At 47.0% G+C, this 23,746-nt stretch carries 18 protein-coding genes; 14 read left to right on the top strand and 4 right to left on the bottom strand.

Features of this window, described 5'->3' with window-relative positions:
* Positions 1–55: 55 nt before the first annotated feature.
* From EP13_RS14230 to EP13_RS14220, 3 genes are all read right to left on the bottom strand, one after another.
* Positions 56–1,678 (bottom strand): endonuclease, encoded by a 1,623-nt coding sequence (locus tag EP13_RS14230; protein ID WP_044057864.1) that lies wholly within the window; start codon positions 1,676–1,678, stop codon positions 56–58.
* A gap of 202 nt (positions 1,679–1,880) precedes the next feature.
* The gene (locus EP13_RS14225) at positions 1,881–2,201 is read right to left on the bottom strand and encodes a GFA family protein (RefSeq protein WP_044057863.1); all 321 of its coding nucleotides are present in this window, start codon (positions 2,199–2,201) and stop codon (positions 1,881–1,883) included.
* A gap of 14 nt (positions 2,202–2,215) precedes the next feature.
* A complete protein-coding gene (locus EP13_RS14220) occupies positions 2,216–4,372 on the bottom strand; it encodes a diguanylate cyclase (RefSeq protein WP_052364428.1) in 2,157 nt (718 codons plus the stop codon).
* Positions 4,373–4,704: 332 nt separating this feature from the next.
* Here EP13_RS14220 and EP13_RS14215 point away from each other — a divergent pair, with 332 nt between their 5' ends.
* The 6 genes from EP13_RS14215 (at position 4,705) to EP13_RS14190 (ending at position 13,312) form a co-directional block, all read left to right on the top strand.
* Entirely contained in the window at positions 4,705–5,445 is a 741-nt protein-coding gene (locus EP13_RS14215; protein WP_044057862.1) for a glutathione peroxidase, read from the top strand.
* Between the two features lie 132 nt (positions 5,446–5,577).
* Entirely contained in the window at positions 5,578–6,612 is a 1,035-nt protein-coding gene (locus tag EP13_RS14210) for an alpha/beta hydrolase (protein ID WP_408605298.1), read from the top strand.
* Positions 6,613–6,662: 50 nt separating this feature from the next.
* Positions 6,663–7,163 (top strand): hypothetical protein, encoded by a 501-nt coding sequence (locus EP13_RS14205; RefSeq protein WP_156026761.1) that lies wholly within the window; start codon positions 6,663–6,665, stop codon positions 7,161–7,163.
* A 67-nt stretch (positions 7,164–7,230) separates the two neighbouring features.
* Positions 7,231–8,655, top strand: coding sequence for a TolC family protein (locus EP13_RS14200; protein WP_081869511.1), 1,425 nt, complete (start codon positions 7,231–7,233; stop codon positions 8,653–8,655).
* A gap of 6 nt (positions 8,656–8,661) precedes the next feature.
* Complete coding sequence (locus tag EP13_RS14195; RefSeq protein WP_044057858.1) at positions 8,662–10,194, top strand: efflux RND transporter periplasmic adaptor subunit; 1,533 nt, start codon at positions 8,662–8,664, stop codon at positions 10,192–10,194.
* Positions 10,187–13,312 carry an efflux RND transporter permease subunit gene (locus tag EP13_RS14190; protein WP_044057857.1) on the top strand — a complete coding sequence of 1,042 codons (3,126 nt, stop codon included), beginning with the start codon at positions 10,187–10,189 and terminating at the stop codon, positions 13,310–13,312. The genes EP13_RS14195 and EP13_RS14190 overlap by 8 nt, the downstream gene beginning before the upstream one ends.
* 83 nt (positions 13,313–13,395) lie before the next feature.
* Here EP13_RS14190 and EP13_RS14185 read toward each other — a convergent pair whose 3' ends face one another.
* Positions 13,396–14,613 carry a dipeptidase gene (locus EP13_RS14185; protein WP_044057856.1) on the bottom strand — a complete coding sequence of 406 codons (1,218 nt, stop codon included), beginning with the start codon at positions 14,611–14,613 and terminating at the stop codon, positions 13,396–13,398.
* Positions 14,614–15,104: 491 nt separating this feature from the next.
* Here EP13_RS14185 and EP13_RS14180 point away from each other — a divergent pair, with 491 nt between their 5' ends.
* From EP13_RS14180 to mraY, 8 genes are all read left to right on the top strand, one after another.
* Entirely contained in the window at positions 15,105–15,866 is a 762-nt protein-coding gene (locus EP13_RS14180) for a SapC family protein (RefSeq protein WP_044057855.1), read from the top strand.
* A gap of 364 nt (positions 15,867–16,230) precedes the next feature.
* On the top strand, positions 16,231–16,689 hold the full coding sequence (gene mraZ, locus EP13_RS14175; RefSeq protein WP_044057854.1) for a division/cell wall cluster transcriptional repressor MraZ: 459 nt from the start codon (positions 16,231–16,233) through the stop codon (positions 16,687–16,689).
* The gene (gene rsmH, locus EP13_RS14170; RefSeq protein ID WP_044057853.1) at positions 16,686–17,627 is read left to right on the top strand and encodes a 16S rRNA (cytosine(1402)-N(4))-methyltransferase RsmH; all 942 of its coding nucleotides are present in this window, start codon (positions 16,686–16,688) and stop codon (positions 17,625–17,627) included. The genes mraZ and rsmH overlap by 4 nt, the downstream gene beginning before the upstream one ends.
* Positions 17,624–17,959, top strand: coding sequence for a cell division protein FtsL (ftsL, locus tag EP13_RS14165; RefSeq protein ID WP_044057852.1), 336 nt, complete (start codon positions 17,624–17,626; stop codon positions 17,957–17,959). The genes rsmH and ftsL overlap by 4 nt, the downstream gene beginning before the upstream one ends.
* A complete protein-coding gene (locus EP13_RS14160) occupies positions 17,956–19,731 on the top strand; it encodes a penicillin-binding transpeptidase domain-containing protein (protein ID WP_044057851.1) in 1,776 nt (591 codons plus the stop codon). Before ftsL ends, EP13_RS14160 begins: the two co-directional genes overlap by 4 nt.
* Entirely contained in the window at positions 19,721–21,256 is a 1,536-nt protein-coding gene (locus tag EP13_RS14155) for a UDP-N-acetylmuramoyl-L-alanyl-D-glutamate--2,6-diaminopimelate ligase (RefSeq protein WP_044057850.1), read from the top strand. The genes EP13_RS14160 and EP13_RS14155 overlap by 11 nt, the downstream gene beginning before the upstream one ends.
* Positions 21,253–22,656: a UDP-N-acetylmuramoyl-tripeptide--D-alanyl-D-alanine ligase gene (locus EP13_RS14150; RefSeq protein ID WP_044057849.1), complete on the top strand. Its 1,404-nt coding sequence runs from the start codon at positions 21,253–21,255 to the stop codon at positions 22,654–22,656. The genes EP13_RS14155 and EP13_RS14150 overlap by 4 nt, the downstream gene beginning before the upstream one ends.
* On the top strand, positions 22,650–23,732 hold the full coding sequence (mraY, locus tag EP13_RS14145) for a phospho-N-acetylmuramoyl-pentapeptide-transferase (protein ID WP_044057848.1): 1,083 nt from the start codon (positions 22,650–22,652) through the stop codon (positions 23,730–23,732). Before EP13_RS14150 ends, mraY begins: the two co-directional genes overlap by 7 nt.
* Positions 23,733–23,746: the final 14 nt, after the last annotated feature.

The raw sequence follows: 23,746 nt of genomic DNA, 5'->3' as shown, positions 1-23,746 counted from the left end.
TAAGCCGCCTTTTAGTGTTTTACTATACACCCACAATAAAACAGTGAGTTATTAATTAGTTGCTCCAAATCTCACTGGCAAATTCCGGGTAGTCGATGAATGGGTTGCGGTTGCCCTGAAAGCTTTCGGCAGCGTCATTCCTATCTATCTCTTTCTGGCTAACTGGGTCTTGTGTATGCCATGATAGCAACAGGGTTAAAAACCAATCTTCGAATACCTGATCACTGGTGCCATCGAGAACAGCATCACCGTAGGTACTGTGGGTTTCCCAGCCAGAAATTTGATTTTCATAGCGAGTGGCCATGTAGAAGTAAGCGCGGGCGATATCCCCTTTAAAGGCATCAATAGGTTCAAACACGGTGCCACTATATCCAAGCCCACTGGTTGCTGAGCCTACTTTAGATCCGTTATCAGACGTATAAGTAGCACTGCTTACCTCACCATAAGGATAGCTGCTGCGCTGTGCATTCACATAACCGTCGGTTGGAAAAATATGATGGACGTCGGTATTCATAGGTGACACAGCGCCACCGAACCAACTGCGAGGAAAGCTGTGCTCTCGGTTGTAGCAGTCGCCTTCTCCACTGTAGTTACCACATTGATCACTTGATGGCGTGAAAGTATAAGGGTCTGTTCCTGTCGGATTTTCCGAATAGATATCGATAATAGTGCCGTCATTTTCGTAAAAACTGTCTAGGCCGTAGGAAAGATAGAAGGTCCATAGCGCAGAATAGCTTTGAGTACTGTGGTGACTGATAATATTATAGAGCTCAGTTTTTAGTGCGAAGCCGCTTAGGCCTTCAGCACTGGAATAGTAGTCTGATAGATCATTCGTGCCGCTTCCGCTGCCTAAGTCGCCTAGGGTAAATGAGGTCGCTTCTACGCTTTCAAAGTCACCACCGCTTGCGTAGGTGGCGCCATCAAAGGTTATCGCATAACTACCCGAACCAAAACTACAGCAAATACCGTCGCCATAGGAGTCTGAAATAGTGAAAGTATAGTCGCCGTCATCTAAGCATATATCTTCGCTATAACTCGTATTACTTGTGTATCCGCTACCAGAATACAGTGATTGATTACTACTGTTCGTGATTTCCCAGCTAGTTTCACTGCCATAATTATCTGTCGTTAACGCTACGTTTCCACTGTGTGTGGAACAGGTAGTAGAGCCACTTCCGCTTCCTGCCTCTGTGGGTTCAAAGCTATCTACGTAAACCACCTCTGAACCATCAAAACCAGACTGATCGTAGAAACGCAGCCCTACTTCTATACTAGAGGAAGAGGGCGTAATCGTGTGGCTTATTTGTTGCCACTGACCCGTAGTACTAGGGTTAGAGTAGCCTTGGTATCCGTCAACATACAGACGCGCTGAAATGCCACCTTCGGTATGATAAACCCAAACACTGAATGTGTAGCTTTGGCCGCTAGTCACACTAACGGTTTGGCGAAAATCAGTTGAGCCTTGAGTGGCGGTATTCACGGTAATCGCCGCAGCACTGCTACCATTGTATACAAGGCTGGAAGACGGGGTGACGCTTATTCCAGAATCAATGGTGGTCCAATTGTCAGGGACGCCATTGCTCCACGACTCAAAATTGCCGTTGCTTACCTGAGATAACACAGGTGCGGAAAGTAGGAGTGCGCACAGGCTTAGCGCTGTCGCTATTTTATTTTTCATTGTGTTCCCTATTGTTGTTACTGCAAAAGCGCAGAATGTGTACTGTTGCATGTTAAATCAACAATGTGAACGAAATTTGACCGCGTAGTCAGTTTTTAGGATATTGGCAATAGAATCAACGTATTAGATTGAATACGTTAACGAACTCACTTTAAAAAAGGGCGTGTAGGATCAGCGAGGCAAAGGCCCACTTAACGCTGGTTTAGGGCAGGTGAAATTGGCCATGGTGTTCTGATAACAAGTCATGCCCGTAAAAGTTTACCTGCAACTGAATTTTACCTTGAGGGTTTTCGCTAAATAGGTGGGTAGAGCATAGATTGCAAAAGTACTGCTTCACGCCGGGAGTCGATTGCATAGACCCTAGCACTGACGGTTCGCAATCAATAACAATTTCTTCACGGTGAGCCTCTAAAATGAATGACTTGTCGTCACTACAAGATAAGGTTTCAACATCAAGGTCGTTTAGGCTGCTACCGTCTATTTCTAACTGTACGGCCTGACAACTACAACAGCTGCGATACATATTTAACGCTCCTTTCACTCATCTGGCCAGGTTATGCTGGCAATGTTATTAAATGAAGTGGCAATTTTTGATTGGCTAAAGTTAAACTTCTTATCAATGGGTAATGAGGAAGGGGAGGCTTTCCGCTGTGAACTTGAGTCGGTAACACCCACCCAGCCATTTCTTCCACTTAATTTAGCGGCGTATAAACAGTAATCTACCAAGGCAAATGTTTGTTGCCAATTTTCATCAAATTGGGTGTTATGGTGCGGTGGCAAAACACTAAACCCTATACTGCATGTCACTTGAATGGGGATGTCTGCGTTCACGTCAAAAGTGGCCTCTGCTACAGCTGCTCGGCAACGTTCGGCTAATTCTGGAAGCTCTTGCTTGCTTGATTGTCGGCATACAACCAGAAACTCCTCGCCGCCCCAACGTATGATAAGGTCGGTTTGCCTAAAGACTTCACGCAAAATTTGACTGAACTTCACCAATACTTTGTCTCCCGCGATATGACCAAAATCATCGTTAATACGTTTGAAGTGGTCGATATCAATAAGCAAGCAAAGTAAGTCTTGGTTCGCTTTAACGCCTTCTTTATTTTGGCGAATGGCAAATTGGCTACGCTTTATTTCTGCGGGTAGTTGAGACTCGAGGTAGTGTCGATTATATAAACCGGTCAGTGTATCCCTTAAACTCACTTGCTCGAGGGTTTTATAAGCGTTCTCCAACTCACTGTTTTTATTCTCTAATTCAACGGTGGCTTGGCGCACTTCCCGCCGTAATACGATATTTTGCTGGCGCTGTTTAAACCGCCCCCAAATCAGAAATAAGGTGAGTACAGCGGCTAAGCTAATGCTCCATGCTAGTGTGGTGGCAAGGTGTCTATGTTCTGCCTGAGCCAGTTCCATGGCCTTGGTTTTCTTTAGCATTTGTAGGGCTTGGGATTGGCGCTCTAACTCCACTTCTGCCTGTAATCTTCCTATCACGGCTTGGTTTTCACTTTGCAGCATCTTTTCTCTGATGGACTGCAAAACTGACTGGATATCTAAGGCTTTTCGAAAATCGCCCTTGGCTGCATAGGCGTTAACTTGCAGCGTTAAAAAGTCCATTTGGCTGCGTATATCACTTACTTCCCGCGCATGAAGCGTACCATTTTGGGCATACTTTAACGCTTGATCAAAATCTTGAATCGCCAGCATGGCATTTGCAAGGGCAAGGCGGGTTTGCTTAATTAAAGGGTGTCGATTTGTTTGTAATGCATAGCCATAGCTGTTGTTCAACAAGGTCAAGCCGGCTTGAGTATCACCATGTTTTACCAGTGCTTCACCTAACAACATCTTGGTTTCAGACGTTGCGGCAGTATCGCCGTCTTGATGAAGTAGCAATAATGCTTGGTTGAAAAGGTCGATGGCCCGGGACGTTTGTCCTTCGCGTAGTTCTACGGCGCCAAGTTTCGCCGTAATATCTCCTTGAAGGGCGGTAGACTCTAGCGTTTGCGCCATGGCGAAGGCATCTTCGTAATAGCGCCGTGCATCAGAAAAATAAGACAGCGTAAGATAAACATCCCCAATATTCGCTAAACACGCACTAATACGGTGTAACATTTGTTGCTGGCGAAATAGTGCTAAGGCTGATTTTAAGGTGGCCAGTGCCTGCTCAATCTCTCCTTGTTCTTTTTGCATAATACCCAGTTGCATGAGTATTTCGGCTTCGAACGCTCTATCGCCTTGCATGGTTGCGATAGACCTGGCCCTGTGAAAGTAGTTAGATGCGCTAGCATACTTCGCTAGGTGATGTTCAGACGTACCAAGAGCTAATAGGGTACGAGATACCATGTTGAGCTCGCCCAACTGAGTATATTGCTCTAATGCCAGCCGAAGCGCCTGGTTTGACGATTGGTAGCGGTCGGCATTTTGAAGAATGGTACCTAATTGAAAGAAGGTATAAGGGGAACGGATGTTTCCCTGTTTGGCCTTTTCTATGGACAGCAACGTGAGTTGTTCCGCTTGCTCATAGGCATGTTTGGCGACATATTGCGCGACTTGCTCTACTGAAACTTGCTCAATTTTCTGAGGCGAGGATTGGCGTGAATCAGCCGTTGCGGGGTTGCCCATGGCCGCAGGCACAAAAAGGCATAGCACACTGAGCGTTAAGCACTTAATTTGCACAACAGGGGCGCGGAATAGCATGAGATTTGCCCACCTTTATCTTGCCAATTTATTAGCAACTTACGGTTTGCGTACCCTAACATCTGGTGGTGGCAACCCGTACTACACATCACCAATATTGACTAATCGAACTAAGAAAGTGAAGGGTAAAAGCGGCCAGAAGGGTATGTGTATTTAGACCAAAGTATAAATTCGCTGGCCCGTGATAGGGGGTAGACAGTGCAAAAGTGGGGTTCGCCCGCCATCCCCAGAAAAACACGCTCCTTTACCTTGATATCGGCTACGAAGCGCTGTTATTTTCCTGCAGAATTCTCTATGCTTGAACGCAAATAGCTAAGAATATAGAGAGCGTTATGTCAGAGAGTCGTTTTGTAAATAAAGAAGGGCAAACGGTGCCTTCCGTGTCGTTTCCGGTGCGAGAGGGTGAAGTATGGGTAAGCAAGCACAGTGACGACATTTTTAAAGACAGAACCGTAGTGGTATTTTCCTTACCCGGTGCTTTTACGCCTACTTGCTCATCTACGCATTTACCTCGTTACAATGCGCTAGCAAAAGTATTTAAGAAGTATGGCGTAGATGAAATTGTTTGCGTCTCAGTTAATGATACGTTTGTGATGAATGCATGGGGTGCGGATCAAGAGGCGGAAAATATCACCCTTCTTCCTGATGGAAATGGCCAATTCACAGACGGTATGGGAATGTTGGTTGATAAAGCCGATTTAGGTTTTGGTAAACGAAGCTGGCGTTATTCCATGTTAGTGAAAAATGGCGTAGTTGATAAAATGTTTATCGAGCCAGATGTGCCTGGCGACCCATTTGAGGTTTCCGATGCTGACACTATGCTTAAGCATATTGCACCGGATGAAGAGACAAAAGCACCCGTGTCACTTTTCACCAAACCTAACTGTCCATTCTGTTCAAAGGCAAAAACGCTTTTGACTGAAAAAGGGTACGACTACGAAGAGATTGTCCTAGGTAAAGGTGTGTCGCTTACAAGCCTTTCAGCAATAACGGGAAGAGAAACTGTGCCTCAAGTCTTTATTGGCGGAAAGCACATCGGTGGTTCAGACGATTTAGAAGCGTACTTTGCTTAGATTTTTACTTTCTCGTTGTTAATCATCCAATGAAGGCCATGGTAACATGGCCTTATTCATTTAAGCTCATTGGTACACTTGTTGGTAAGTGGTAATAGGTGAGTGCAAACAACTATGTTTAGGAGAGCGTTCGTGCGCAAAAGGCTTGCAACGTATAACGTGGTGGTTGCCACCACCCTCATGCTATTTTCGTCCTTGTGTATTGCAGCATCAAGTCAGGTTCTAGATGAGTTCTCTGCAATGTATAAGCAGGAGTGGGGTGTCACTCAGCCGTGTAAAAATACCCGTTTAAACCGTAAAAGTGTGTGTTCTGCAGTACTGAGAAGTGAAGGGAATGCGCCTTTTGTTTTACAGCATGATACGCCAAGCAAGAAGGTGGCGGTATTGATTCACGGGTTAAGCGACTCTCCGTTTTTCATGCGTGAAATAGCCAACATCCTTTACGATGAAGGTTTTGACGTACTGGTTCCTTTGCTCCCCGGCCATGGTTTGCGTGATGCGAGCGATGATATGTCTGACAGCGATTTGGCCGAGCGTTGGCAAGCCCATATCGACGACGTGCTTAATCTTGCTAACAGTGTCGCTGACACTGTCATTGTAGGTGGCTTTTCTACCGGCGGTGCCTTGGCGGTTGAACACTATTTAGATACTGACACAGGCGTGGATGGCTTGATGCTATTTTCCGGCGCACTGGCGTTGTCTGAAAATGCTGAGAGTATGTCCCGTATTTGGGGCATTAAATGGGTAGCCAAAATTATAGACGGAAATTATGTTACCCACGGGCCGAATCCATACAAATACCCACATGTAGCTGGGTTTGCTGGCCTAGAGCTTATGGACATCATTAACCAAGTGCGAGATCAGTTTGAGCAAGGTAAGCAAATTGAAGTGCCGTTGTTTGCAGCCCATTCTCAAGCAGATGCGACGACGCCTATTCATGGTGTTGAGTCTGTCATGGAAAACAGCAAGGGGCCAAATACGTTCTTCGTCATCGATAAATCCTACGATTTATGCCATGCAGATTTAGTGGTAAATACGCCCTTACTTCATCAAATGAAGTTTAATGCTAATAGGGTAGATGAGAGAGAGCCTTGTGCTATTCCTAAAGCAAACCCGTTGTTTGATAATATGGCGATGATGTTGCGGGTTTACGCCCAACAATTTTAGGGTAAAATAGCCCACCTCGAATACGTATTCATTCATTTTATTGGAGTTGTGTGCACACTTTAACTCAGCGAGTCACCCCAAATAGCCACGGGCTATGGGGGGTGACTTTCATACTGGTTATACTGATACTGGGGCAGTCTCTGCCGCAGCGCACACATGCGTCTTCCAATATGGCACTCACTGGCACTAAAACGTCCACTGGGTTAAGTGAAAGTGCGAACAGTAATGGGCATTGCGATCCTGTGTCGATGCAGGCCAGTACCATGAAAAAGAGCAAGGTGACGTCTGAGCAGGTGCATGAGCCAATGATGGCAAACCACACCAGTCGTGCATCTTCTCATGCATCTAGCGGGAATATTTCCACGGATTGCTGTGGTGAAGATTGTCAGTGCCCACCGAGTCTTTGTGGTTCAACCATTGCCTACATTCCCGCCCGAGTGCTGCCCGACGTCAGCTTGAGTAGCGCGACGCATTTTGGCTTTCTTACCGGTACGCCGGTGGCCGCAACGTCCTCTCAATTCAGACCCCCCAAACACGCTAACTTAGTCTAATTCTTGCTGATTTAGTAAGTAAGTGCTTACTAATGTTTTGATTTTTTCTGATTAAGTTGGTGTATATATGCATCGTTTTCATCTTCGACCCATTTACCGAGGGGGGAATGGGTATATGGCAATGTTAGCCTTTGTGGCCCTTGCCAGTCATGCCGATCCAATGGCACTAAATGAGGTGCCGTCCCTTGAAAAAGTGCAGGAACTTGCACTCGCTTCCGACCCTTACCGGCAGGGTAGTCAAGCGAGAGAGCAGAGTTTACGCCAAGAAAGTAACGCTGCAGATACGTGGGATAACCCGGTGTTGACCACGTCTATTCAGAATGTTCCTGTAGACAGTTTTTCAGCCTCCCAAGAGGCAATGACGCAATTCAAAGTTGGCGTACAGCAATCGCTTCCCAGAGGAGAGAGTAAAGTGATAGCAGCGAAGCGTTTCGACGTGGCCGCGGATAAAGAGTTTGTTCTTAGAGCGCTGCGAAACGCTCGGGTTATTCGTCAGACTTCTATCGCCTGGTACGACGGCTTTTTTGCCCAGCGGCGACTGTCGCTTTTGACACAGAAAATAGAGAAAATGCAGCAAGTGATTGCTGCCAAAGAAGCCTCTTTCGCCAGCGCCAGTGAAGATGACAGTCAACAAAGCGTATTAGATTTATCGATCCAATTAGTGGCAGTTGAAGAAGAATTAGCACAGGTTGAGCAGCGTCGAGCTTCTGCGTATGCACGTCTTCACGAATGGCTCAATATACCGTTTACTTCTTATCCGAAGTGGCCCGAACAAAACACCAATATGCTTGTCAGTCAGGCGTCAGAGTGGCTTAACCGAACAGAGAATATTGATGTTACTGGCTTAATAGCGAAGCACCCACACGTTAAAGCGCTTAGCGTTGACGAAACGCTCGCGCAACAAGACTTGGCGTTCGCTACGGAACAAAGCAAACCAAAATGGACAGTTGAGGCGAGTTACGGCTATCGGCATCATGATGATATGGGCCACGACCGTGCCGACTTTTTGTCTATTGGGGTACGGGTAGATCTTCCCTCGCTTACGCCCACACGGCATCGTGCTCAAGCCAAAAGTGCAGCGTATAAGCTATCCGCTGCTGCTATTGATAGGCGACTTGAAATAAAGCGTTTATCCGCTGAATTTGCGAAGGTGCGAAACCAATTGGTATTTGCGGTAAAAAGGCACCATTTGATACGCCAGCGTATGCTTTCAACCACCGAAGCATTAGCACAAACCGCATTGCGAGGATTTGAACAAGACACCGCAGACATTGCAGACGTATTGCTTGCCGGTATTGCAGCCATTGATGCCAAGCTAAAACTCAATGAAATAAACGCGGAGATGGCGACGTATTTCCAACACGGCCAGTTTTATCTCTTGCCAGACTCGTATAGCGCTGTATCTCAGGTAGCACGCACAAGTCAATTGTCACGCCAACACTCATCACCCTCAAATGGCCAGTTAGCTCACCGCGCTGATGTTAAGGAATAGCCCAACATGAAATCATTTTTTACTTTCTTTTTCATTCTTGTGATGGGGTTTTGTCTAGGCGCCATCGCTTTTAATTGGTCACAGTTGTCTTCACAGCTGATGTCACATGACGATCATCAAAATCACTCAGTGAGCCGTGACGATGAACCTTTATATTGGGTGGCACCTATGGACAGCAGCTACCGCCGAGATAAACCAGGTAAGTCCCCTATGGGTATGGATCTGGTGCCCGTTTATGCGAAGGACAACGCGACCAAGTCGCAAGATAACAGCGTTTGGATTACGCCGCAGGTGCAGCATAATATGGGGGTGAAAACCCAGCCAGTGCAAGTACGCCGTTTAAACCCCAAGATAGAAACAGTAGGGCGAGTCACCTTTAATGAGAATGCGCTAACACATATGCATCCACGGGTCGAAGGCTGGGTAGAAAACCTGTATATCAAGGCGAAAGGCGAATCGGTAAAAAAGGGCCAGCCTGTATACACCCTTTACTCTCCAAAGCTTGTTAGTGTGCAAGAGGAGTTTTTAGTGGCCTTGGCATCGGGCAATGAATCGTTAATCCAAGCAGGGCGAAACCGATTAGCCAACTATCACCTTGCTCCCAGCTTCATCGAATCTTTGGAAAAGTCAAAAACCGTCTCGCAGAGTGTCACTTTTTATGCCCCCAAGTCGGGCGTGGTTGAGCATCTTAATATTCGCGAGGGCTTTTTTGTGAAGCCAGGTACGGCAGTGATTAGCATTGCGCCTATCGAATCTGTATGGGTGATGATAGATGTGTTTGAAAAAGACATAGCAAAAGTGGCGTTGGGGCAGCCTATTACCGTGACCTTCGACGGTGCCCCTAATCGACAATGGCGAGGTGACATTGATTTCATCTATCCGGAATTAAACCCCACCACCCGCACACTCTCATTACGGGCCAATATCGATAATCCTCAGGCTGTTTTGAAACCTGATATGTATGTAGATGTGTCTATTCAAACGCAAACCGAGGCATTACCTGTGATAGCAGTGCCTATCTCTGCGTTAATTCGTACCCAAAATCAAAACCGTGTGGTGCTGCGTCAAGGTGAGGGCAAGTTTAAATCGGTTGAGGTGAAAGTCGGTCAACGAGATAATACCCATGTGGAAATTCGTGAAGGTTTGCTGCCAGGTGACCAAGTGGTGGTCTCGGCGCAATTTCTTATCGATTCAGAGTCGTCCAAAAATGCAGACTTTACACGAATGTCTGCGCCTCAAAATCAAGCCAGTGTAACGGGTAAGGTTGTCGCCCTCCATTTTCCAGAGCATCCAGAGGATAGCGCGAAAATAACCATTGCACGAGAAGCGATTGAAAAGTGGCAGCGCCCTGCTGCCACCATGCAGTTTACGGTATCGCCGCATATCGACCTTGGGCAATTTCATCCGGGGGATGATGTGGCATTTACCTTTGTTGCCGCGGATGAATTTCGTATTTTAGCCCTTCGCAAGATAGCCATGCAGCACAGTATGAAAAAAGAGATGCAGCACAGTATGAAAGAGGGAATGCATCATGATTGAAGCTGTAATTCGCTGGTCTGTTCAACATAGAATATTGGTGCTACTCGCAGCGGTCACACTAACATTGAGTGGATTGTATGCAGTGAAGCACACGCCAATTGATGCCATCCCCGATTTGTCGGATGTGCAAGTCATCGTAAAAACCAGTTACCCGGGGCAGTCTCCCCAGGTCGTTGAAGATCAAATTACGTATCCGTTAACCACGGCGCTTATGTCCGTTCCCGGTGCACGTACGGTGCGAGGTTTTTCATTTTTTCAAGATTCTTATGTTTACATCATTTTTGATGAAGACACGGATATCTATTGGGCGCGTAGCCGGGTTTTAGAATATTTAAATCAGGTTTCTGACCAGTTACCACAAGGGGTTAGCCCTGCATTGGGGCCAGATGCCACAGGGGTAGGCTGGGTATACCTTTATGCGTTACTTGATGAAACTAATACCCACAGTTTGGCCGATTTACGAGCAATTCAAGATTGGTTTTTAAAATATGAATTGCAAAGCGTGAGTGGTGTGTCTGAGGTGGCCAGTTTAGGCGGAATGGTAAAGCAGTATCAGCTGCAAATATCGGTGCCTAAACTGCGCGCCTATAATATACCGCTGTCTCATATTAAGCGCGCCGTTGAAAGAGGAAATCAGGAGAGTGGGGCTTCGGTTGTTGAATTGGCAGAAGCAGAGTACATGGTGACAGCCACAGGATACTTGCAAGATATAGCCTCAATAAAGCAATTACCCCTTGGGGTGACTCACCAAGGGGTTCCGCTTACGGTGGGCGATGTGGCCACTGTGGTAGAGAGCCCAACCCTGCGTCGCGGTATTGCGGAACTCAACGGCAAAGGTGAAGTGGTGGGGGGCATTATTGTTATGCGCTATGGCGAAAATGCCCAAGCCACTATTACCCGGGTGAAACAGAAACTGGCAGCCTTGGCAGACGGATTGCCAGACGGCGTGCGTATTATACCTGTGTACGATCGTTCTACACTTATTGGTGACGCCGTAAATACACTGTGGAGCAAGCTCATTGAAGAGCTCATTGTGGTGGGTGTGGTGTGCATGGTTTTTTTGTTTCATCTACGCTCCTCACTGGTGGCGATTATCTCGTTGCCGGTGGGCATACTTTGCGCTTTCATCCTTATGAAACTACAGGGGCTGAATGCCAATATTATGTCTCTTGGAGGCATTGCTATTGCGATTGGTGCAATGGTGGATGGTGCTATTGTCATGGTGGAGAACCTGCACAAGCACATTGAGCAGGAAGAATTACGCACCCAGGGCGCGCCTTTAACCAACGAAAAACGCTGGTCTCTCGTCATCGCATCAGCCAGCGAAGTGGGGCCAGCGTTGTTTTTCTCATTGCTTATTATTACGGTGTCTTTTGTGCCCATATTTGCCCTTGAAGCACAAGAAGGGAGACTTTTCTCGCCCTTGGCCTACACAAAAACTTATGCAATGGCTGCTGCTGCCGCCCTAGCGATTACCTTAGTGCCAGTGCTGTCTGGGTACTTCGTTAGAGGGCATATTCGCAGTGAGTCGCATAATCCTGTTCACCGAGGTTTGCTTAAAGCCTACTTGCCATTGCTAACACAGGTATTAAACCACCCCAAAAAAACGCTTTTTATTGCGCTAGTATTGCTGATTTCCGTGGTGTGGCCCCTTAATAAAATGGGCAGTGAATTTATGCCTACGCTTAACGAAGGAAGCTTAATGTATATGCCGAGTACCGACCCCGGTATTTCCGTCGGCAAGGCGCGCGAATTACTGCAGCAAACCGATAAGCTTATTGCCACTGTCCCTGAAGTTGCCCAGGTATTTGGTAAAGTGGGAAGGGCCGAAACAGCCACAGACCCTGCTCCGCTTACCATGATGGAGTCATTTATTGAGCTTAAGCCAAAGTCACAATGGCGAGATGGCATGACCATGGAAGATATTGTTGAAACGCTAGACGCGCGTATTCAATTACCCGGCGTAACGAATGCTTGGGTGATGCCCATCAAAACGCGTATTGATATGTTAGCTACGGGCATTAAAACCCCTGTGGGCATTAAGATTTCAGGGCCTGAATTACAAGGCATTGAAGAAATAGGGGAGCAAATAGAAGCCTTAATGTCGCGCTTCCCTAACACTGAATCTGCCTATTTTGAGCGGGTGGTGGGGGGCCGCTATGTGAATATCGATATTAACCGAGAAAAGGCGGCGCGTTACGGCATTAACGTGGCAGATATCCATGAGGTGCTATCCATTGGCGTGGGAGGTGTAGCAATAGGAGAAACCTATGAAGGGCGAGAGCGCTATGCCATTAGCATGCGTCTGGAAGAGGCTTATCGACACCAGCCAGAAGCCATGGGTAATATTCCTATTATTACGCAATCAGGCTTGCATATTCCGGTTTCCGAGGTGGCGACGATAACTATTGAAAACGGACCTGCGGCGATAAAAAGTGAAAATTCGCGCCTAAATGGATGGGTACTGGTGGATACACAATCGCCAGATTTAGGCGGCTATGTCACGGGTGCAAAAGCCTATATTGAACGTGAAATTACTCTGCCTCCAGGCTATGCATTAACCTGGAGCGGGCAGTTTGAATACTTAGAACGCGCTAAACAAAAAATGATGGTGGTGATCCCTATTACCTTCATCATTATTGTTATATTACTGGGTTTAAGTTTTAAACAAGTTAGCCAGATTGCCATTGTGTTAAGTGTAATACCGCTTTCTCTGGTAGGGGGGATATGGCTACTTTATTTACTGAACTTTCAATTTTCGGTCGCCGTCAGCGTGGGCTTTATCGCGCTGGCCGGCGTCGCGGTAGAAACCGCTGTCATCATGCTGGTGTACCTGTCGCCAACCACAGAGGGTGAAACCATCCCTATAGTGGCAGATAAGCAGCATCTCAAGCAGCGTATTCTAACCGCCGCGTCCAGGCGGGTTAGGCCAGTAATGATGACGGCAATGTCAATTATAGTGGGTTTGTTGCCCGTGCTTTATGCAACAGGTACTGGGGCTGAGGTGATGCAACGCATTGCTGCGCCGCTAGTGGGCGGTATGATTAGCGCCTTACTGGTAACACTCTTCATTGTTCCTGTTGTTTATTACCTTGTTGAAGGGGCTCGCCGGTCATAGGCTTCATGCAAAAAAGGCGCTATAACCCAATAGGGATTAGCGCCTTTTTTAATCAGCATTTATGACTTAAAAAGTTGAAATACCTACCCGTGGGTTGCCGCATACTGCTCGACCTGTTCCCACACTCGTAGTAGATTTCCACTGAGTATTTTCTCAATATCCTTGCGGCTATAGCCTCTGTCAAGCAAGCCTTGCACGAGATTAGGGAAACTGGCCACGTCTTTTAAGCCAATTGGCAAAGAGTCGCCCACACCGTCATAGTCAGACCCAATCCCCACATGTTCAATACCTATGAGTTCTACCACATGATCAATATGATCTAGCACTTCATCCAGTGTTGAATACGGGTAGGGGACTTTTTCTCGGTAACTTTTTTCAAAGTTTTCTAGCTTAGGACTGTCTTCACCTTCCTTTGCGATAAGTGCTTTGCGAGCCGCCGTGAGACCTTTACGCCATTGACCCGCTTCTTTGCTGACGAAGCTAGAGCCAAAGTTAATCATTATCACCCCGCCATTCTCACCTAGGGCTTTAATCATGTCGTCGTTCATGTTGCGTTCAAAGCCGGGCGTAAATTTACGTAGAGAAGAGTGTGACGCAATCACGGGGACCTTGGTAATATCTACCACTTGATAAAACGCATCGTCGGAGACATGGGAAATGTCCAGCATGATCCCGATGTTATTCATTTCTGTTACCAGCTTTTTACCAAAAGGACTCAAGCCTTTCCACTGGCGTCTAAGGTCGTAAGAGGAATCAGAAATGTGGTTAGATTGACTGTGCGCAAGGGTGATGTAGCGAATGCCTCGCTCATAAAAATCACGCAAGTTATCCAAGTCACCCTGTAGCGGTGAGCCGTTTTCCATTCCCATAGGCAATGAAATTAAACCTGCTTCAAAGTGTTTTTTAACGTCATCAGTACTTTTTGCAATTGCAAACTTATCGGGCGCTCGCGCCACAATAGCCTCGACAGAATCGATAAGTAAGTGAGCCAGTTGAGTGGATTCTGGTGAATTATCAAGGCTAGCAGGTACGTAAATAGACATAAAAGGCGCATTCAAGCCGCCTTTTACCGCACGAGGGTAGTCAAAATCGCCATCTTCAGTGGCTTTAGTCACATCTACCCAGGCATTTTTTACCCGATAGGGAACATCTATGTGGCCATCCACAATGATGGTTTCTTGAGCAATCTTATTGGCGAGTTCAGACGCCGAATAGTCAGGTGTATCAGCAGCAAAGCTGGGTGCACTGACAATGGCAGAGACAGCTAAAGCACAAAGGTGTAGAGGTGAAAGCCTCTTCATAGTGGAATTCCTTATAGTCGTTGTTGTGAGTTGTTGGTGTTTTTGTCTTTTTCCATAGGCCTAGAAAGTCACGTCATGGAGGGTGTCATTCTGGCGTTTATTTGCCTTTGTGTTGGGTGAACACAAAAGACCAACAAGCCATAAAAGACTAAGTGAATTGCGCATGCCACACAATGGTTTATAAAGGGTTCTTTTGTTGTTCATCGCTTTTTATCGCAATAATTTACCCGCGAAGCGAAGTGCTCATGCCGTTTTTGTTCGTTTTTTCAGCATTCGGATGGTTTTACTTTAAGTTTACATTGCAATAAAAATTTAAAACTTGTTATGGTGATGACGCGTGACTTCACAGCGCGAATGGGTAATACTCCCAAGCGCCTCGCCGAAGAAGGGGGACAATATGTTCATCCGCGCGGCCAACGTAATTTAAGTGGTAACCCACCAATCCTCAGTTTTTAAATCGGGGCCACAACAGACAAGTATGAGAAAGAAATATGGCTATTAATTTTGTACCGCTAGATAAAGAAAAACACAAAGACTTGAAAGTCGCGGTAAGCAACTCATTTGCATTTGCAAAAAATACGCACCTTGCTGCAGCAACAATTCGCGAATTCGCGCAACTGGCGGCAACCATGCCTCTTGTGTTCATCGAAGACCCTCAATCTAAGCGTCACCACGTAGTAGCAATGCTAGGTATGGAACAAAATCAAAACTTGTTCCTTACCGGTGAAAGCTGGCAGGGGCCTCATGTGCCTATGAACATCCTACGTTACCCTTTCGATGTTCGCCCAGACGGCGACAAGCTAGGCGTTTACATTGATGAAAACAGCGAACTACTTTCTGAAGAAGGGCAACCGTTGTTCACAGAAGCGGGTGAGCCATCAGAATTTTTGGAAAATCGTCAAAAGTTCTTAGCAGACCTTGCTAACAGCGAAATGATGACTCAGCGCTTTGTTAAGCAGGTAGTTGAACTTGATCTGCTTGATCCCATTCAAATTCGTTTGACTTACCAAAGTGGTCAGCAACGTAATGTGACTGGCATGCTAAGCATCAACGAGAAGAAATTACTTGAGCTTCCAGAAGAGAAGGTTGTAGAGCTACATAAAGCCGGTTTGCTTGGCGCTATGTACGCGGTAATGATGTCTGTCGGCCAGCTTAACCGTTTGGTTGAATTGTCGAACGGCACCGACAACCCAATTCGCAACATGCAACTTTCTGTTGTTAAAGCTGACGCTGAAGAAGCGGCAGATGCTTAATATCGATGACTTAACGTGTTATTACATCGTTAGGTAAGACAATACCAAAGCCTCACTTCGACGTGGGGCTTTTCTTTTTGCCCTCAGTGATTTTCTCACTCTTTCGTCTATTTAGACTTTAGTTGTACAACGCTATTTCCTATGGCTAATCAGCCACTTTCACAAAAGACTGTATAAGTAAACAGTGTAAAGCCAGTAAATACGTGGCCTCTACCGGTATTTTCCCTTGACAGTGGGGATCATTGGTACCTAAACTGTCAATCAGTGGGTAAAAGTGGCAAATAGTGGATCGAGTAATCATCGTTTTGCAGTTCAGTACTCAAAAAACAAGAAATCTAAGAGCAAAATATAAAAGGCTAGGGGAATGTTCCGCGGCGCTAATGCAATCAATCTGGACACAAAAGGCAGACTCGCGATACCTACACGCTATCGTCAGTCGCTGCTGGATGATTGTAACGGACAACTGGTCTGCACAGTCGATAATCAGCAAAGCTGCTTGCTGCTTTACCCACTTCCCGAATGGGAAGAGATAGAGCTTAAATTAATTAAGCTTTCTAGCATGATTCCAGCCGAGCGCCGCATGCAGCGTTTGCTATTAGGTCATGCTGCCGAAGGGGAAATGGACAAGAGCGGAAGAATTCTTATCCCCACCCCGCTCCGTCATCACGCAAAGTTATCCAAAGAAGTCATGTTAGTTGGTCAGCTAAACAAGTTTGAAATTTGGGATGCCGAAACATGGGCACAACAAATTGAAGACGACATAGACACCGAACGCAAAGGCGAATTTGAACTCACCGAACGTTTACAGGACTTCTCGCTATGAGCCACACCAACGAATTTAAACATATTTCTGTATTGTTAGAAGAATGCATAACGGCGCTAGCGATAAAGCCTGACGGCATCTATATTGACGCTACCTTCGGGCGTGGTGGCCATTCGAATCATATTTTGAATACATTGGGTGACAGAGGACAACTTATTGCCTTTGACAGAGATCCACAAGCCATTGAAGCGGCAAAACGTTTCTCGTCTGACCCCCGTTTTTCTATTATCCATTCGCCGTTTGGTGATATGGCAATGGAAATTGAAAAGTTGGGACTCACCGGAAAAATAGACGGTGTGCTTATGGATTTGGGTGTATCGTCACCTCAACTTGATGATGCCGAACGTGGGTTCAGCTTTTTACGAGATGGGCCTTTAGATATGCGCATGGACACCTCCCGTGGTGAAAGTGCTGCCGATTGGCTAGCGAAGGCTGAAGAGCAAGATATTGCCCAAGTGATTAAAGAGTTTGGCGAAGAAAAGTTTGGCAAACGTATTGCGCATGCCATCGTTAATACCCGTGTAACGACGCCAATAACCCGCACCGCACAGTTAGCCAAAATAATTGATGAAGCTGTGCCGGTAAAAGATAAGTTCAAGCACCCCGCTACACGCGCGTTTCAGGGCATACGTATCTACATTAATGCCGAGTTAGAGCAGTTACGTGTGGGGCTAAAGGCAGCGACAGAGGTGTTGGCGAAAGAAGGGCGTCTGGCAGTGATTTCCTTTCATTCCCTTGAAGATAGATTAGTGAAGCGTTTCATAAAAGAGCAAAGCAGAGGTAAGGTTGTGCCTCATAATTTGCCCATCACGCAAGCGGAAATTGATGAAGACAAAGTATTAAAAGCCCTTGGGAAAGCCATTAAGCCGTCGCAATATGAAATAGAAAACAACGTGCGTTCTCGCAGTTCGGTGCTAAGGGTGGCAGAAAAATTATGACGACCACTAAGCCCGAGCAGGCCAATACTAACTTCAGTTTACTGCTCATTATCGTCTCAGATTTGACCCGCAACAAGTTGCGGGTTTTGTTGTATTTAGCGGTTATCGTGAGTGCTATGGCTGTCATTTTAGGTAGCCACCACAATCGTCAGCAAGTTATTGCCCTTGAAGACCTGATGGAAGAGAAAGATCAACTTGATGTTGAGTGGCGCAATTTGGTACTAGAACAACGCGCGCTTACCGAACACAACCGCATTGAAACCTTGGTAGAGAAGCAATTAGACATGTATCGACCTACCGCCGATGACGAAGTGGTGGTGAAGCTAAAATGAGTACATCGGCTGTAAAACGCAATAGAAAAGCCTCTGGCGCTAAGCAAAATGTAGCGCCTAGCCTAGTGCATTGGCGTTTTGTGGTTGTGTTAGCAGTGGTCATTTCTGTGTTTGTGGCGTTAGCCGCTCGGGCTGCATTTATTCAAGTGATTGAGCCGGACGAGCTTATTCAACAGGGCGACAGCCGGACACTTCGTACCCGAAACATGCCTACCTATCGCGGTATAGTCACCGATCGTAACGGAGTTGAATTGGCGGTAAGCGTGCCGGTTCGTGCCATTTACGCCGACCCTAAAGTGATTCACGAAAACGATGGGTTTAATGAGCCTCGCCGCTGGCAAGCGTTAGCGGATGTACTGGGGCAAAGTGTCGATAAACTGCAAGACAAGGTTGCAAACCCTAAACGTCGTTTTGTATACCTACAACGTCAAGTGTCTCCGGCGATGGCAGACTATGTCGATAAGCTTGATATTCCGGGTATTTATTTACGCCGCGAAAGCCGCAGATACTATCCAACTGGGGAAGTATCTGCACAGCTCATTGGCATCACTGATGTGGATGATACCGGTGTTGAAGGGTTGGAGCGCATGTACGACGAGTGGCTAACAGGTACCCCTGGCTCACGAAAAATTCGTCGCGATGCGAAAGGCCGTCAGGTGGAAATTCTAGAAACCACCTCGGGAGAAGAGGCTGGTAACTTACAACTGACCATCGACCAGCGCATTCAGGCATTGGCTTACAAAGAAATTAAAGAAGCCATGATTTACTATCAGTCTAGCTCAGCATCAGCCATTGTTATTGATGTCAAAAGCGGTGACGTGCTTGCCATGGTTAACGCCCCCTCGTTTAACCCAAACGACCGAAGCGATATTTCACCTCACCGAATGCGTAATCGCGTCATTACCGATGCGTTTGAACCGGGTTCCTCCCTCAAGCCATTGGCGGTTCTAACGGCACTAGAATTTGGAGAAGTCACCCCCGATTCCACAGTAGATACTCATCCGGGGTGGATGCGCTTGGGCGGCAGCTTAGTGAAAGACTCCCGGAATTACGGCGAACTAACCCTAGAAGAAATTATCCAGCACTCAAGTAATATGGGGACCTCAAAGCTTGCCCTGTCAGTGCCAAAACCTTTCTTACTTGATACGTATTACAACATGGGGCTGATGTCTGACACCGGATTGAATATGGCCGGAGAAAGCAGTGGTATTTTTCATGAGCGCAGTCGCTGGTCTGAGTTTGAACTGGCGACGTTGTCGTTTGGTTATGGTATTTCCGTTACCACCGCGCAACTTGGACGCCTATATGCCACATTAGCGAATGGGGGGGTAAAACAACCCCTTAATATTATTCAGTCACCTAAGCAAGCCGGTTGGCAACCACAGTCTGAGCGTGTAATTAGCGAAGAAAATGCCCGCGCCATTGTGAATATGATGGAAAGTGTCACGCAACGGGGAGGCACAGCGAAAAAAGCGGCTATTCCTGGCTATCGCGTGGCCGGTAAAACAGGTACCAGTAGAAAAGCCGTGGCAGGGGGCTATGGCGAAGAATACGTGAATATTTTCGCTGGAATAGCGCCAGTGTCAGATCCTCGACTTGTCACCATCGTTTTAATTAACGAACCTGGCGGTGATTTATATCACGCGGGCGACACAGCAGCGCCTGTGTTTTCGTCAATCATGGGCGGCGCCTTACATATGCTGAATATTCCCCCCGATGACAAACAGGTAACGTCTAGCCCCTGGCTGAAAGGAGGCGAAAGTGGTAGTTAGCGCTTTTATCCAAAGTATTCGTGCCCTGTTGGCCAAGTTTAATGTCGATGCGCCTGATATTCGTATTGAAGGGCTTACTCTGGATAGCCGTGAAGTGAACACCCGATTGGCATTTGTGGCATTAAAAGGGCATCAGCGTGACGGCCGTGACTTTATTCCACAAGCGATAAGCTTGGGCGCCCGAGTCATACTGGCGCAAACTGACGACAGTTGTGGCCATGGTCAGCTAGAAATGCGCGACCATACGGTCATTATTTACCTATACGAATTGCCCAAAATGCTGTCGGCCCTCGCTGCGGCATTTTATGATTATCCCGCCACAAAAATGACCACAGTGGCGGTGACGGGAACTAACGGTAAAACCTCTACAGTTCAAATGCTTACGCAGCTAAAAGATGAACTTGGAACCCGTAGTGCCAGTATAGGAACCTTGGGCAGTAGTATTTACGATGGTACTCACACACAGTGGCAGGCAACGCCAGCGGCCAACACCACGCCAGACCCTATTCGTGTGCAGTATTTGTTGGCAGACTTTGTGCAAAGTCAGGTTCGCCATACGGCATTTGAAGCAAGTTCCCACGCGTTAGTGCAGGGTAGGCTAGCGCAAGTGAATACTGACATCGCTGTTTTTACCAATCTTACACGAGATCATTTGGACTACCACGGCAGCATGGAAGAGTATGCACGGGCTAAGCGCCTGTTAATGACTCAACCTGGTTTGTCTACCTTGGTGTTAAATGCCAACGACCCCGAAAGCCAACGATGGGCCGCGAATGCGCCGAGTGATATCGACATCGTTTGGGTGGGAGTTGCGCAGCAACATGAACTACAGAAACTAACTCAGGATCGCCATTGTTTCGCCACAAAGGTTAATTACCATGACGCGGGATGTGGTTTTACGTTGCAATCTTCGTGGGGACAAGCGCAAGTAAACATTCCCTTATTTGGCGCATTTAACGTGTTTAACTTGTTAAGCGCCATGGCATGTTTGCTGGCGGAAAACGAGCGCTTCGAAGATGTTATACAGGCGGTTAACCGCATTTCTCCGGTGGCAGGGCGAATGGAAGTTTTTCAATTTAGTCATGCCGCCAATGTGATTGTGGATTATGCCCATACCCCAGATGCATTGGAGAAAGTGTTATCCAGCGCACGCGCACATACCCACGGAAAAGTGTGGTGCGTATTTGGTTGCGGGGGAGACAGAGACAAAGGTAAACGCCCACTAATGGCAAGTGCCGCCGAGTCCGGCGCAGATTTCCTGGTTATTACCACGGATAACAGTCGAAGTGAGGCAGCAGAAGACATTGCAAAAGACATTATGGCGGGGTTGAGCAACCCTGCCATTGCGATATCGGAACCTGATAGAGAACGGGCTATTAGGTATTGCCTCGATAACGCCAGCCCCGAAGACATTGTGATTGCGGCTGGCAAGGGGCATGAAGATTATCAAATTATTGGAACACAACAGACAGACTATAACGAACGTGCAGTAGTCGCGCGACTGCAACAGGAGTACAGCAAATGATAACAACAACGCTGTCGTGGATAGCAAGTCAAATTGACGGCACCTTAGAAGGTGACGACAGTACCGTTACCGCGGTAAGTACGGATACGCGAGCGCTGACTGAAGGGGCAGTGTATTTGGCTTTGAAAGGAGCGAATTTCAATGGTCACGACTTCGCCGAAGCCGCAGCCAATGCGGGCGCTTCTGCGATTATCGCCAGCGAAAAAGTGTCCGTAGCAATCCCTGTTATTTATGTGGAAGATACAAAGCTAGCGTTAGGTCAATTAGGGGCGGCGGTTAAGCAACAGGTTGCCCCCAAAACGATTGCCATCACTGGCAGTAGCGGAAAAACCACAGTAAAAGAAATGTGCGCGGCGATTCTTTCTCGTCGCGGTAAGGTGCTAGCCACCCAAGGCAATTTCAACAACGATATTGGTGTGCCACTCACGCTTTTACGCCTAGAAAACGATCACGAGTATGCGGTGATGGAACTAGGTGCAAACCACCTCGGTGAAATTGCGTATACCACGCAGCTGGTTAAGCCCAACGTAGCCACCATAGTGAACGCTGCGGCGTCTCACCTTGAAGGCTTTGGCAGTTTGCTAGGTGTAGCCCGAGCGAAAAGTGAAATTTTCAAAGGGTTGGACGAAGACGGCACCGCAATTGTGAACGTAGATAGCCAATTTGCCGACTTCTGGTTAGGCAAGCTTAAGCGGACTGCTGTACTCACTTTTTCTCCACAGCAAAAAAATGAAGCGGATTACAGCGCCGAAGATATTACCTTGGGGCTCGATGGATGTGCAGAGTTTATGTTGTGCTCACCTGAAGGTGATGTGGCGGTGCAGCTTACAATCCCAGGTTTGCATAATGTGGGGAATGCCCTCGTGGCAGCTGCACTCACTATGCAACTTGGTGCTACCTTAGAAAATGTAAGAGATGGTTTGCTCAGTATGCAGCAGGTCAGTGGACGGTTAAATGTAAAAACGCTCACTGATCAAATTCGTCTGCTAGACGATACCTACAACGCTAATGTTGCCTCTGTAAATGCAGCTATTGATACACTAAGCACCTTCTCGGGTATCAATGTTTTGGTGTTGGGGGATATGAAAGAGTTAGGTGAAAAGTCTCGCTATTATCATGAGCAAGTGGGTCAGTATGCGCAGCGCCAGGGGGTGGACTATTTATACACCATGGGGGTGTTAAGCCAGTCAGCAAGCGATGCTTTTGATGGGCCAGGTGGCCACTTCACCAGTGTCGAGCAGCTTATGTCTGCTTTAGAAAATGATTTGTTGCAACAGCAACGTAATATTTCAATTTTAGTAAAAGGTTCGCGCAGTTCTCACATGGAACGCGTGGTAGAGGCGATCGAGGCCTCTCCTTTGGGAAAGCTTGAACGCCGTCGGGAGCGCATCGCATGTTAATTTGGCTAGCCGACTGGCTGACACAATTTGATGCAGGGTTTAATGTATTTTCATACCTCACGTTACGGGCTATTTTAAGCACGCTAACCGCCTTGCTTATCGCTATTTTAATTGGCCCTAAAATGATTCGCTATTTACAGCGTATGCAGATAGGTCAAACCATCCGTGACGACGGGCCGCAGAGCCATTTGTCAAAGTCGGGTACACCGACAATGGGTGGGCTACTGATTCTTGCTGCAATTGTCATCAGTGTTCTGATGTGGGCTGATTTATCCAACCGCTACGTGCTAGTGACACTCACTGTCGTGGTGTCTTATGGAATTATCGGTTTTGTTGATGATTACCGCAAAGTGATCCGAAAAGACTCAAAAGGTCTTATTGCTCGATGGAAGTATTTTTGGCAGTCGGTGGTGGCCATTGGTGTGGCCTTCTATCTTTATAGCAGTGCTTCACTAAGTGCCGAAACATCCTTACTGGTGCCATTTTTCAAAGAGGTGTTCCCGCAATTAGGTGCCTTCTTTATCATCATTACGTACTTTGCCATTGTGGGCACCAGTAACGCGGTAAATCTTACTGATGGTTTAGACGGTTTGGCGATTGTGCCCACTATTTTAGTGGCAGGGGCATTCGCCATTTTTTCCTATGTGACGGGCAACGCAAATTTCGCCGACTACCTTAATATTCCTCACATCCCCCTTACTAGTGAGTTGGTTATTGTGTGTACCGCCATCGTGGGAGCCGGGTTAGGCTTTCTATGGTTTAACACCTATCCTGCCCAAGTGTTCATGGGCGATGTTGGCTCCCTTGCCTTAGGAGGCACCTTGGGCGTTTTGGCGGTGTTAGTTCGACAAGAAATAGTGCTGATTATCATGGGGGGCGTGTTTGTTATGGAAACCGTCTCCGTTATTTTGCAGGTGGGTTCATACAAGCTTCGCGGACAACGTATTTTTCGCATGGCGCCCATCCATCACCACTATGAACTCAAAGGGTGGCCTGAACCGCGAGTCATCGTGCGCTTTTGGATCATTTCCATCATTTTAGTGCTAGTGGGCTTAGCCACACTTAAACTTAGATAGAGAGACGAGTATTT

Origin of the sequence: Alteromonas australica (assembly GCF_000730385.1) — a bacterium.
GTDB classification, from domain to species: domain Bacteria; phylum Pseudomonadota; class Gammaproteobacteria; order Enterobacterales; family Alteromonadaceae; genus Alteromonas; species Alteromonas australica.
This window is presented reverse-complemented; position numbering and strand designations above follow the sequence as displayed.